Consider the following 12,419-nt stretch of genomic DNA (forward strand, 5'->3'; position numbering starts at 1 on the left):
AGTGCATCCTCGACCTGCGCGGCATCAGTAAGTCCACCGGCGTCACCGTCGACGACGTCGCAAAGCGGTTGGCAGACTTCGGTTTCCACGCACCGACAATGAGCTTTCCGGTGGCTGGCACACTGATGGTCGAGCCCACCGAGAGTGAGAGCCTGGCCGAGGTCGACGCGTTCTGCGACGCGATGATTGCGATCCGGAGTGAGATCGGCAAGGTGAGCTCCGGCGAGTGGCCGGTGGACGACAACCCGTTGCGCGGCGCGCCGCACACCGCCGCATGTCTGCTGGCCGATAAGTGGGAGCACCCGTACACCCGCGAGCAGGCCGCCTACCCGCTGGGCCGCGAGTTCCGGCCAAAGGTGTGGCCGCCGGTGCGCCGCATCGACGGCGCTTACGGCGATCGCAACCTGGTGTGCTCCTGCCCGCCGGTCGAGGCCTATACCTGACCCCACTACATGCCCAGGGCGGTAAGGATCTGTTGCGGCACGGTGTCGACGAGCTCGGTGACCAGGCCGCCGATCGGGTCCACGCTGACAGTGGCCAAATCGCCCAGGCCGAGATCGCCGAGCAGGCCGCCCAGAGTCAGCCCGGACAGGTCGCCCAAGTTGGTCAGGTCTACCGGCAGGCTGGCAACGCCGAGGTCCTTCAGCAGATCACCCAGGGTCACGCCGTTCAGCAAGCTGCCGACGTTCAGGTTCTCAATGTTCAGATCGCCCAACAGACCGCTCAGACTCAAGGGACCTGTCGACGGAATTGCAATATTCAGCGCCTTGAATACATCGGTTAGCAGGCTAGTGAGATCCAGAGAGCTGCCGTTTCCGAGAGTGAGGCCATTGACCAGTTGGTCCAAAGGTATGTTCGTCAACTTATCGATGACCGGCTGAAGTAATACCCCTAGCCCGAGACTCCCGAGAAGGGTGTTGAGATCTAGCAAACTACCCAATTTAATGGTGCCCAGCCCCAGAGCATCCAGCAAACCGCCCAGGCCGGTACTGCCGACGTTGGGGTTCAGACCCAAGTCGGTCAACAGAGTCGTCAGGCTGAAACTGCCCACGCCGAGGCCATTGGGATCCCCCAGGCCGAGGTCGGTCAGCAACGTGCCCAGCGTCGGGTTGCCGAGCAGTGTGCCCAGCCCCTTGGTGCTCAGCCCGAGGTCGCCGAACAATGAGCCCAGGGTCAAGTTGCCCAGCCCCAGCTGACTCAACAAGCTGCTCAGGTCCAAACTGCTCAGGTTAGTGTTGCCTAGCCCCAAGGCATTGATCAGGGCGGTGAGGTTGAGGTCGACGCTCACGGATTGTTCGGGGGCCAGGACGCCGTTCCACAAGGGGATGGTGATGGCGCCGTTCAACAGGCTGATGTTGTCCTGGCCATTGAAGAAGCCGTTCAGGACGGTGGCAATGCCTTCGAACCCTGCAGAGGGATTGGTGATCAACTGTTGCGCGACTTCACCGAGCGCGGTAAACGTGGCGCCCGCGGCCCCGAGGTCTGCGATCGCGAGCTCGAGCCCCGGCGGCAACGACACCGAGATCGTGCCGGGAAGCGAGGCGAGGTCGGTGGTGACGGTTGGGGTGAGGTTTGCGAATGCCGCAAGTACTTCGCCGGGATTGCTCAGGAGCAGGCTGGAGACCTGCGAAATCGCCGACGTGTCAGCGCCGTTGATGATGTTCGTCCAGTTGGTCGCCGACTCGGCAAAGAAGTCGGACCATGCGTCGACCAGTTGGATTGACCGGATCTGTGCACCGATTGGCGGGGCTGCCACCGGGGTGACAGCAATCATGCTGGCTCCGACTAAGGCGATGCCAGTCGTGACGTAGGGGCGAAGTGCTTGTTGCATGACACATCTCCTCCGGTTGGGCGTCCACTGTGATGCACCTCACAGCTTGGCCGGGACTTTACCTGAGATTCAGCTAAAAAACAGCCAAAAATTCACCATGTGCCCAATAAAACACTGATATCCGCAAATCCGGATTAATGCTCCGGTGTATCGGATGTGCTCAACCGGGGCTCACGCCGGTAGTGGCATACAGCGCCCTGACTTGCGGCTTCCGGGGGATTCGGATTGTCGGACAAACCGTAGTCACGTCACCAGGCTGCGGCTGCTCACCAGTAGCGGGCCGGTCAGCTCAAGAAGTTGGTCACCGCAGTAGCCAACTCGGGCGAATCCGACGTCGCCAGGTTCTGGTAGGAGCCACCGGACAGCTTCGCGACGGCCTCCCAGGTCTCCCGGTCGGAATCGGCGCCAAAGTCGATGACGTTGACGGCCACCGGCTTGGCCGGGTCGCTACTTTGCTTGATGAAATCTTGTAGACCCTGGCCGGCGAGGGTCTGATCGGTGTGCGGACCAGCGGTGATCACCAACACCGAATTCGTTTGCCCAGCATGGTAATTGGTAAGTGCATCCTTGTAGAGCAGCCGCAGGGTGGTGAAGGACACCGCGCCGCCGGACGATGCGTGCTGCTTGTCCAGTGCGGCCGTCAGCGCATCCGGTCGGGGCTTGCCGTCGACGGAATCGGACAGCGGGCCCGCCGGCACCTCGCTTCGGCCTTCTTTCCCGTCGAACGTCCACAGCCCGATCACGGAGTTGGGCGGCAGCGCCTTGATCCGGTTGTTAAGCGCTGCAACCACATTGGCCAGTCGGGTCTTGCCGCCTTCATCGGTAAGCATCGATTGCTCGAGCATGATGATGGCCGCCGGCCCGCTCGACGGTGTGGTTACGGTATTCGCCAGCGTGGCGCGCATCGAGTCGTCACCCACCGACAGGGTCGACGGCAACGCCGCGAAACTTGTGACGTCGCTTTTCGGCGGCTTGACCCCTTGCACGCGGAAGCCGGCCTTGGCCAGCTCGGCGAGTTGATCGGACTTGTGCATGAACTGGACGAACGCGCTGGCCGCGGTCTCTTGGTCCTGCGACAGCCACGATCCCTTAAGCAGCACGGCGGGGTAGTCGGCCACCGCGGCCGGCCCCGGCGGCAGCCAAGAGCTCAGCGTGCCGCCGGCGTCGGGCAGCGATTCGCCACGCTGGAACAGTTGCTGTTCGGTGGTGACCACCGCGTGCACTGGGGCCGACGCCGGATCACCCGGGCGCACAAGCACATTCATCGCCTCAGCCAGCGAGTTGTCGGCCAACTTGGGTTGACCGGCGATCAGCGTGCGGACCGCGCCGCTGCCGTCGGTCGGCGGTGCGCCGGGTGGCGCCGAGTCGGCCGCCACGGCCTCACCGGCCAGCAATGCCGCGTCGCTGTTGCCGCTCAGCGGCCACGCCAGCCGCAGCGACCCCCACGCCGGAAGCTTGACCGCGGCCAACCCGTCGGGTTTGGTCTGCAGCCCCGGCAGCGTCGACCATTTCTGGTCACCGAGCGCACGTTGCAGCTCGGGTCGCACCGCGAGCACCACCGGCGAGGTGACCAGCGACCTGCTTTCGGCGATGGTTTCCTTGCCCGCCGCGGCGGTCAGCCGCGCCGCCGACACCGAGCTGCCCGGGATCCACAGTCCGGGTCGCTGGCCCAGGTCGGCGGGCCAGTTTCCGATGAAGCCGCCGACGACGGCATCGGAGCCCGCCGATTTGACGCTGACTGCGACGCAATGGTCGCCGACCTGCGCCCCGGAGCCGTTGTACCGCTCCGCGAACTGCTGGACGTGATCGGCGATGGACGGGTCGGCGAGCACCGCGATGTTCTGTTTGTCACCGGTGCAGCGCGCCGCGGAATGCGAACGGTTGGACAACGCGTCGCCGAAGAAGCGCCAGAGGATGACCCCGGCCACCACCACGACGACCGCGACCAGCGCCGCAATCACACCGATGCTGACGCCGCGCCGCCCCCCGTCGCTGCGGTGGCCGCCCCGCCAGTCGGCCAGCCCACGATGACCGCCGGATGGCGGCGGTGCGTCGGGCGGCTCCTGCCCTATCCCCGCGAAGCGGGGGAAGTCATCCGGCGTGTCAACGTCGGTGGGGTGTAGATCTTCCTCCCCGTGCTCGTCGCGATGGGAGGGATCGGTGTAGTCGAAATACCCTGCATCGTCGGCGAATTGGTCCGCATAGTCGTCGGTTGGATGGTCACCATAGCTTTCAGCCGGCGTGCCGCCGGCGTCGGGCTCGTGGAAGTCACCAATGTCGCCGAAATCGTCGGGCTCGGAATAGTCGTCCGACGGTTCGCCGCTGGGCTCGTCCGGATCCGGAGCTCTGTGCCTACCCATGCCGATGCTCTCCTGCGCGCCAGAAGTGTTTGCAGCGTCTAGTCATTGGGATGGTAAACGCGCGCCGAGCCGAAATCAGTCACCGGCGCGCGCCTTGAATTCGCGACGACGCCGATGCAGGATCGGCTCGGTATAGCCGTTGGGCTGTTGGGTCCCGGACAGGATCAATTCCTGGGCAGCCAGGAAGGCGATGCTGTCGTCGAAGTTGGGCGCCATCGGCGAATATGCCGAGTCGCCGGCGTTCTGCTGGTCCACCATCGGAGCCATCCGCTCCAGGCTAGCCCGTACATCCTCTTCGGTGATCACGCCGTGGCGCAACCAGTTTGCCAGTAGTTGGCTCGAAATCCGCAGTGTGGCACGGTCTTCCATCAATGCGACGTTGTGGATGTCGGGAACCTTCGACGACCCCACACCCTGGTCGATCCACCGCACGACGTAGCCCAGGATGGATTGGCAGTTGTTGTCGACTTCTTCTTTGATCTCCTCGGGAGCCCACGCCAGCTCCTTGGCAAGCGGGATCGTCAACAACTCGTCGATCGTGGTGCGCTTCTTGCCGGCCAATTCCTTCTGGATCGCGCCGACATCGACCTGGTGGTAGTGCAATGCGTGCAGCGTCGCCGCCGTGGGGGACGGCACCCACGCGGTGCTGGCACCCGCTTTCGGCTGGCCGATCTTCTGCTCGACCATGTCGGCCATCAGCTCGGTCATCGTCCACATGCCCTTGCCGATCTGGGCATGGCCGGCGAACCCGGCCGCCAGGCCGGTGTCAACGTTGTTGTCCTCGTAGGCCAAGATCCACGGCTGGCTCTTCATGGTGCCCTTGCGCACCATCGGGCCGGCCTCCATCGAGGTGTGGATCTCATCGCCAGTGCGGTCCAGGAAACCGGTGTTGATGAACACGATCCGGTCAGCGGCCGCCTTGATGCACGCCTTCAAGTTGAGCGTGGTGCGCCGTTCCTCGTCCATCACACCGACTTTGAGCGTGTTCTGCGGCAGTCCGAGCACGTCTTCGACCCGGCTGAACAGTTCGGTGGTGAACGCGACCTCCTCGGGGCCGTGCATCTTGGGCTTGACGATGTAGATCGAACCGGTGCGGCTGTTGACCAGTGGACCGTTGTCGTCGGTGGACTTGAGCCCGTGAATTGCGCACAGGCCGGTGAACAAGGCGTCCTGGATTCCTTCGAACACCTCTTCTTCTTGGTCGCCATTGCTGATAACGATCGCGTCGTTTGTCATCAGGTGGCCGACATTGCGGACGAACAGCAGACTGCGACCCGGCAGCGTGAACTCATCGCCGCCTGGCGCGGTGTAGGTGCGGTCCTGGTTGAGCACTCGGGTGAACGTGTCGCCGTCCTTATCCACTTTGGCGGCCAGATCGCCCCGGTTCAGGCCCAGCCAGTTGCGGTAGGCGCGGGTCTTGTCGTCGGCGTCGACGGCTGCCACCGCGTCCTCGAAGTCGATGATCGTGGTGACCGCTGACTCCAGGACCACGTCCTTGATGTTGGCGGCGTCGGTCTTGCCGATCGGCGATTTCGGGTCGATCAAAATTTCGATGTGCAGCCCGTGGTTTTGCAGCAACACCGACCAGCTCGGGTCGCCGAGTTCGCCGCTGTATCCGGCGAACTGGCCCGGGTTGGCCAGGCCGCGATCCTTCTCGTCGCCTTGCAGGCTGACCAGCAATCGGCCTTCGTCGATCTTCACGCCGGTGGCATCGGCCCACGAGCCAGACGACAGCGGCACCGCATCGTCGAGGAACTTGCGGGCATAGGCGATCACTTTGTCGCCGCGGACCTTGTTGTAGCTGGTGCCCTGCTCGGCTCCGTCGGTTTCCGGAATGACGTCCGTACCGTATAGCGCGTCGTAGAGGGAGCCCCAGCGGGCGTTGGCTGCGTTCAGTGCGAATCGGGCATTGGTGACCGGGACGACCAGTTGCGGGCCGGCCGTCGTGGTGATCTCGGGGTCGACGCCGGCCGTGGTGATGGAGAAATCGTCGGGCTCTGGCACGAGATAGCCGATTTCGGTGAGGAACTGCCGGTAGGTTTCCGGGTCGATCGGTTCGATGACGTGATGCCGATGCCACTTGTCGATCTGCGCCTGCAGCTGGTCGCGGCGCTCGAGCAGCTCCTGGTTTCGCGGATGCAGGTCGGTGACGACCTTGTCGACACCTGTCCAGAAGCTGTCGGGGTCGATGTCGGTGCCCGGCAAAGCCTCGCTGTTGATGAAGTCATACAGCTCCCGAGCGACGCGTAGGTTCCCCACCGACACGCGGTCCGTCATCTTTCTCCTCCGCTTTAGCCTCATGAAGTTCTGCCCAGCCTACCGGCCAGTAGGCCGTATTCCGGTACCCGGGCGGCCTGCAGGAGCAGGTCACACCGGTCAAGCAGTGCTGCCCGTAACGGCGCGGCACGCGCAGCGATGGCCTTCTGGCAACGCACATACTCGGCGCGGCCGGCGGCGTTCTCGACGGCGATCGGTGCATACCCGTAGCCGCGCAGGTCGTACGGGCTGGCCCGCATGTCGATTTCGCGTGCGGCTGCGGCCAGGTCGAGGCAGTCCAGCAGCAGCTCGGAGTCGATCAGCGGGCTCAATTTGTAAGACCATTTGTACAGGTCCATGTTGGCGTGCAGGCAACCGGGCTGCTCCCAGTCCTGCTGGGTGGCACGGCTGGGCGAGCCCGCATTTCGGGGCAGCACGTCGGCTTTAAAGGCAGTACTGAAGAACCGGAACGCGTCGAAGTGGCTGCAGCGCAGCGGCCCGGCGAGCTCGCCCTCGACGACGGCGTCGGTGCCCGCGGCGCCGAGCCGCAGCGGGACGCGCTCGTGCCGGACGGCGCCGTCGTGATACACCATCGCCCACTCGTGTAGCCCGAAGCAGTTCAGTCGAGCGGGGCGCTGCGCAGTCGCTCGGAGCAGGCGCGCCACGAACGAAACGGTATCCAGTCGGCTGCGCAAATACGCGTTGCTGACCGTGACACTGACGCCGTCGGCGGTGTAGCCGCGGCGGCCACGGTAGCGACGGATGGCTTCGCCGCCGCCGAGGCCCACCCCGTAACCCGGATGCCAGCAACGCAGCTGCCCCGGCCGCAGGCTGTAGTAGCTGAACAGAAAGTCCCACACCGGATGCGCTTCGCCGGCCTGGGCCCGCCTGACGTGTGGGCCGACGAAGGTCTCGACGCGTCGGGCGTACGCGTCGGCGCGCGCCGTCCACTGCTCCTGGTCAAGTTCAGACACGTTGCATCCCGTCCCGCACCGCACCGACCAGATCCCTGACCAGATCCTCCAGCGCGACCATCGCGACCACGCTCCCGTCCTGCCCGCTGACCAGTGCCAGATGACTCTTGCTCCGCCGCATCCTCGACAATGCCTCCGGAACCGACAGCGAGCCACGAATTTGCGGCAGGGGCCGAACCCGCGCCAGGTCGACCACGGCGTGCGGATCGTCACCCAGCGACAACACATCCTTGATGTGCAGGTAGCCGATGAATTTGCGGTCGACGTCGACGACCGGGAACCGGGAGTAGCCGGTCGCGGCCAACGCCGTCTCCACCGCCTCGACCGTCGGTCCGGAACCGTGCGCGGCCACCGGCACCGCGCGAATCTCGGCGACCGGTACCGCCACGTCGGCGACCAGCCGGTTGCGAATCTGCAGCGCCCGGGTGAGCCGGTTGTGTTCTTCGGGATCAAGCAGACCTTCTGACACCGATTCGGCGATCATTTCGCTGAGCTCCACGGTGGAGACCGTGACGTCGAGCTCGTCTCGCGGTTGCACTCGCAGTGCCCGCAGGGTCGCGCTGGTACAGCGGTTGTAGAAGGCGATGATCGGCCGAACGGTCCGCGCATAGACCAGGTAGGCGGGGATCAGCAGCATCGCCGCCTTCTCCGGGCCGGCGATGGCAATGTTTTTCGGGACCATCTCGCCGAGCAGCACATGCAGCGTCACCACGATCGCCAGCGCAACCACGAACGACGCAGTGTGCAGCAGGGGAGAGCCGCCGAAGGCGTCGAACGGCCGTCGGAGCAGATCGGCGACGGCGGGCTCACCGAGTCGGCCGAGCAGGATCGACGACACCGTGATGCCCAGCTGGGCCCCCGCAAACATCAGGGGCAGTTGTTCTCCTGCTCTGATCACCGTGACCGCGCTTGATCTGCCCTGCTCAGCCAGCGCTTCGAGCCGGTCTCGACGCGCCGAGATCAGCGAGAATTCCGCGCCGACGAAGAACGCGTTGGTAGCCACCAGCAGGATGATTGCCACCACCCCCAGCAAGTCGCGCAGCTCGGCGCCCATCAGTGGGCCCTTCCCGCGCCGGACTCACTGCGACCCTCCAGCCGGGTCAGCTCGAGCAGGTCGATGCGGCGGCCCTCCATCCGGATCACCCGGGCCTGCCACGTAGCCGACGCATCCGACAGGCCGTCGGGCTCGTATCCGCTGAGCTGCACCATGTCACCGGCGACGGGAATGCGGCCGAGCTGCTGAAGCACCAGCCCGCCGATCGTCTCGTATTCACCCTCTGGTGCGAGGTAACCAGTGGCGGCGGCCACTTCGTCGATGCGCAGCAGCCCGGAGACCCGCCAACCATTGCCGGATGCCATCACGTCCGGTGTGGTGTCGTCATGCTCGTCGCGGACGTCGCCGACGATTTCTTCGATCAGATCCTCGACGGTCACCATGCCCGCGACGCCGCCGTACTCGTCGACAACCATCGCGGTCTGCAACCGGTTGGCCCGGATCTCGCCCATCAGCGCGTCGCCGTCCAGCGTGGAGGGCACCACCGCCACCGGCTGCGCCACGGCGGTCAGCAAGGTGTCCCGCCGCTCGGCGGCTGGAACGTGGAACACCTGTTTGACGTGCACCATGCCGACGGTCTCGTCGAGATCGCCCTCGACGATCGGGAACCGGGAAAAGCCGCTCTCGGTGGCTGTTGCGACGAGGTCCGCGACAGTGTTATCCGTTTGCAGCGCAACGATTTTCGAGCGCGGCGTCATCAGCTCCTCGGCTGTCAGCGTGCCGAATTGCAGCGATCGATGCAGTAATGCCGCCGTGGCTGGATCCAGAGCGCCGCTGCGAGCAGAGGTGCGCACCAGCGAAACCAGTTCCTGGGCCGACCGGGCCGAGCGCAGTTCCTGTGCGGGCTCGATTCCGAGCTTGCGCAGGATCCAGTTGGCCGCGCCGTTCGTCAGTCGGATCGCGAACGTCATCACGAACGAGAACAGCAGCTGCGGGCCCGCGATGGCGCGGGCGGTAGGCAGTGGCCGGGCCACCGCCAGATTCTTCGGCACCAGTTCACCGAAGATCATGGACACCGACGTGACGACCACCAGGGCCACAAAGGCGATGACTGCGTCGGCGATCCGATCGGGCACGCCGAGCGCATCCATGGCGGGGTGCGGCAGCTTCGCCACCAGCGGCTCGGTGAGATATCCGGTGACCAGCGTGGTCATCGAGATGCCCAGCTGCGCTCCGGACAGCTGGAAAGAAAGGGTGTGGTGGGCGCGGCGCACGAAGCGGTCGCGACGGCCACCATCGCGGGCGTTGGCCTCGACGGTGCTGCGCTCGAGGGTCGTCAGCGAGAACTCGGCGGCGGTAAACGCCGCGTTGCCCGCGATGAGCAGCACGATGGCGAGCAGGCTGAGCAGGGTGATAGCGAGGTTCATCGGCGCCGCCGCGGTTGCGAGCAATCAGACCGTGGGCGCCGCGGTGACCGCTCAGCCCGGAAGCCAACGGCCTCGCCGGGTGCCTGCGGCACGGAGACCCTTTCCCTCAATTACTACGTGGAGTTCCTATGGTAACGAAGGCTTAACCCGTCCTAGCCCCCGTTGCTGCGACGACACGCCCCCAAAGCCGGCTTGGATCTACCAGCCGAACGGCAGCGGGTGGCCCTCAGCGAAGCCCGCTGCGGATTGCACGCCGACCACGGCCCGCTGATGCAATTCGGCCAGCGTCGATGCACCGACATAGGTGCACGTGCTGCGCACCCCGGAAGTGATGTGGTCGATCAGATCCTCGACGCCGCCCCGGTCGGGGTTGAGCCCCATCCGCGAGGTCGAGATACCTTCTTCGAACAGTGCCTTGCGGGCGCGCTCGAATGCGTTGTCGGCGGCGGCGCGGGCGACCACGGCACGTTTGGACGCCATCCCGTAGCTCTCCTTGTACGGCTGATCGTCGCGGTCCCGCATCAGGTCGCCGGGGGATTCGTAGGTGCCGGCGAACCACGATCCGATCATCACGTTCGATGCGCCGGCCGCCAGCGCCAAAGCCACGTCCCGCGGATGACGCACCCCGCCGTCGGCCCACACGTGCGCGCCGAGTTGCTTTGCCGCCGAAGCGCATTCGAGCACAGCAGAGAATTGCGGCCGACCGACGCCGGTCATCATCCGGGTGGTGCACATCGCGCCCGGCCCCACACCGACCTTGACGATCGACGCCCCCGCGCTGATCAGATCGCGAGTGCCTTCGGCTGACACCACATTGCCGGCGACCAGCGGCACACGCAGATCCAGTGACGATATCGACTTGATGGCATCCAGCGCCTTGACCTGATGGCCATGCGCGGTGTCAACGACCAGCAGGTCCACGCCGGCCTCGGCCAACGCCTGGGCTTTGCTGGCCACGTCGCCGTTGATGCCGACCGCTGCACCGATGCGCAGCCGGTCTTTGGTGTCGGTGGCCGGCGTGTAAATGCCAGCGCGGATCGCCCCGGTGCGGGTCAACACGCCGGCCAGCGTGCCGTCCGGCCCAGTCAGCACCGCGACATCGACCGGAGCTGGCTCAAGAAGATCGAAAACCTCACGCGGATCGGTGCCCACCGGCGCGTTGACGAAGTCGGTGATCGCGATATCGCGCACCCGCGCGAAACGGTCCACACCGTCGCAGCACGATTCGGTGACCAGCCCGATCGGGCGGCCCTCGAAAGCCACCACGGCGGCGCCGTGCGCGCGTTTGTGAATCAGCGCCAGCGCATCGGAAACCGAATCGTCGGGCGCCAGTATCACGGGGGTGTCGACAACGAGGTCGCGGCTTTTGACGAAGTCCACCGTGCGCTGCACCGCGGTGATCGGAAGGTCCTGCGGCAGCACCACTATCCCGCCGCGTCGGGCCACCGTCTCGGCCATCCGCCTCCCCGCGACCGCGGTCATGTTGGCCACCACCACCGGAATGGTGGTGCCGGAGCCGTCCTGGGTGGCCAGATCCACGTCGAACCGGGACGCCACATCCGAACGATTCGGCACGATGAAGACATCGTCGTAGGTCAGGTCGTATGCAGGCCGGTGCGCGTCGGAAAATTTCATCGGTATCGGTTGTACCCCTTATTCGGCCGCGCTAGGCCGGCACTTCGGTGTGGTCCCCACTCCACAAGGTGTGGAACTTCTTGCCGGGGTCCTCGTCGATGCGTCCGTAGGTGTGCGCGCCAAAGAAGTCGCGCAGGCCCTGGGTCAGCGCGGCGGGCAGCCGCTCGGTGCGCAGCGCGTCGTAGTAGGACAGCGCCGAGGAGAAGCCCGGGATGGGGATGCCCAGCTGGGTGGCGGCCACCACGACGCGACGCCAACTATCGATGGCCGATTCGATCGCGCTGCGGAAATACGGGGCGACGATCAGCGTTGCCAGGTCGGGCTCGTCGTCGAACGCCTCCTTGATCCGGTTGAGGAACTTCGCCCGGATGATGCAGCCGCCCCGCCAGATGGTGGCCAGGTCGCCGGGTGTGATTCCCCAGTCGTATTCCGCGCTGCCGGCCTGGATCTGGTTGAAGCCCTGGGCGTAGGCGATGATCTTCGACGCGTACAGGGCCTGCCGCACGTCCTCAATGAATTGCTTTGCATCGCTGGGCTTTTCACCTAAGTGGCCGGACGCCAGACCGGTGGTGGCCTTGCGTTGAGTCACCGAACCCGACAGCGCGCGGGCGAACACCGCCTCGGCGATACCGGTGACCGGCACACCGAGATCCAGCGCCGACTTGACCGTCCAGCGGCCGGTGCCTTTCTGCTCGGCCTCGTCGAGGATCACATCGACCAGTGGCTTGCCGGTCTTCGCATCGTTTTGGCGCAGCACCTGGGCGGTGATCTCGACCAGGAAGCTGTCCAGGTCGCCTTTGTTCCACTCGTCGAACACGTCGGCGATCTGGTCGGCGGTCTTGCCCAGCCCGTCGCGCAGCAGCTGGTAGGCCTCGCCGATCAACTGCATGTCGGAATACTCGATGCCGTTGTGCACCATCTTGACGAAATGCCCGGCGCCGT

The 12,419-nt window shown here is 65.3% G+C and carries 8 protein-coding genes and 1 pseudogene; 1 reads left to right on the plus strand and 8 read right to left on the minus strand.

Annotation, left to right across the window (positions count from 1 at the left end; genetic code table 11):
- Positions 1–443 (plus strand): annotated as a pseudogene (locus WBF82_RS15735) (glycine dehydrogenase (aminomethyl-transferring)); the annotation flags it as partial.
- Between the two features lie 5 nt (positions 444–448).
- On the opposite strand, the gene WBF82_RS15740 reads toward WBF82_RS15735, so the two are convergent.
- From WBF82_RS15740 to gndA, 8 genes are all read right to left on the minus strand, one after another.
- On the minus strand, positions 449–1,831 hold the full coding sequence (locus WBF82_RS15740) for a hypothetical protein (RefSeq protein WP_424383918.1): 1,383 nt from the start codon (positions 1,829–1,831) through the stop codon (positions 449–451).
- Positions 1,832–2,115: 284 nt separating this feature from the next.
- Complete coding sequence (locus WBF82_RS15745; protein ID WP_424383919.1) at positions 2,116–4,191, minus strand: substrate-binding domain-containing protein; 2,076 nt, start codon at positions 4,189–4,191, stop codon at positions 2,116–2,118.
- Between the two features lie 75 nt (positions 4,192–4,266).
- Positions 4,267–6,468, minus strand: a complete 2,202-nt coding sequence (locus WBF82_RS15750) for a malate synthase G (RefSeq protein WP_424383920.1) — start codon at positions 6,466–6,468, stop codon at positions 4,267–4,269.
- Between the two features lie 20 nt (positions 6,469–6,488).
- Positions 6,489–7,421: a 3-methyladenine DNA glycosylase gene (locus WBF82_RS15755; protein WP_424383921.1), complete on the minus strand. Its 933-nt coding sequence runs from the start codon at positions 7,419–7,421 to the stop codon at positions 6,489–6,491.
- Positions 7,414–8,475, minus strand: a complete 1,062-nt coding sequence (locus WBF82_RS15760; RefSeq protein WP_424383922.1) for a hemolysin family protein — start codon at positions 8,473–8,475, stop codon at positions 7,414–7,416. The genes WBF82_RS15755 and WBF82_RS15760 overlap by 8 nt, the downstream gene beginning before the upstream one ends.
- Positions 8,475–9,842, minus strand: a complete 1,368-nt coding sequence (locus tag WBF82_RS15765; RefSeq protein WP_424383923.1) for a hemolysin family protein — start codon at positions 9,840–9,842, stop codon at positions 8,475–8,477. Before WBF82_RS15765 ends, WBF82_RS15760 begins: the two co-directional genes overlap by 1 nt.
- A 198-nt stretch (positions 9,843–10,040) precedes the next feature.
- Positions 10,041–11,477, minus strand: a complete 1,437-nt coding sequence (locus WBF82_RS15770; protein WP_424383924.1) for a GuaB1 family IMP dehydrogenase-related protein — start codon at positions 11,475–11,477, stop codon at positions 10,041–10,043.
- Positions 11,478–11,508: 31 nt separating this feature from the next.
- Positions 11,509–12,419: NADP-dependent phosphogluconate dehydrogenase (gene gndA / locus WBF82_RS15775; protein WP_424383925.1), on the minus strand; the 911-nt coding region annotated here is incomplete at its 5' end.

The organism is Mycobacterium sp. (assembly GCF_049673265.1).
Lineage (GTDB): Bacteria > Actinomycetota > Actinomycetes > Mycobacteriales > Mycobacteriaceae > Mycobacterium.

Coding starts and splice junctions, on each gene's coding strand:
- WBF82_RS15740 (WP_424383918.1), bottom strand. CDS start 1,831: ATGCAACAAGCACTTCGCCCCTACGTCACGACTGGCATCGCCTTAGTC.
- WBF82_RS15770 (WP_424383924.1), bottom strand. CDS start 11,477: ATGAAATTTTCCGACGCGCACCGGCCTGCATACGACCTGACCTACGAC.
- WBF82_RS15750 (WP_424383920.1), bottom strand. CDS start 6,468: ATGACGGACCGCGTGTCGGTGGGGAACCTACGCGTCGCTCGGGAGCTG.
- WBF82_RS15745 (WP_424383919.1), bottom strand. CDS start 4,191: ATGGGTAGGCACAGAGCTCCGGATCCGGACGAGCCCAGCGGCGAACCG.
- WBF82_RS15765 (WP_424383923.1), bottom strand. CDS start 9,842: ATGAACCTCGCTATCACCCTGCTCAGCCTGCTCGCCATCGTGCTGCTC.
- WBF82_RS15760 (WP_424383922.1), bottom strand. CDS start 8,475: ATGGGCGCCGAGCTGCGCGACTTGCTGGGGGTGGTGGCAATCATCCTG.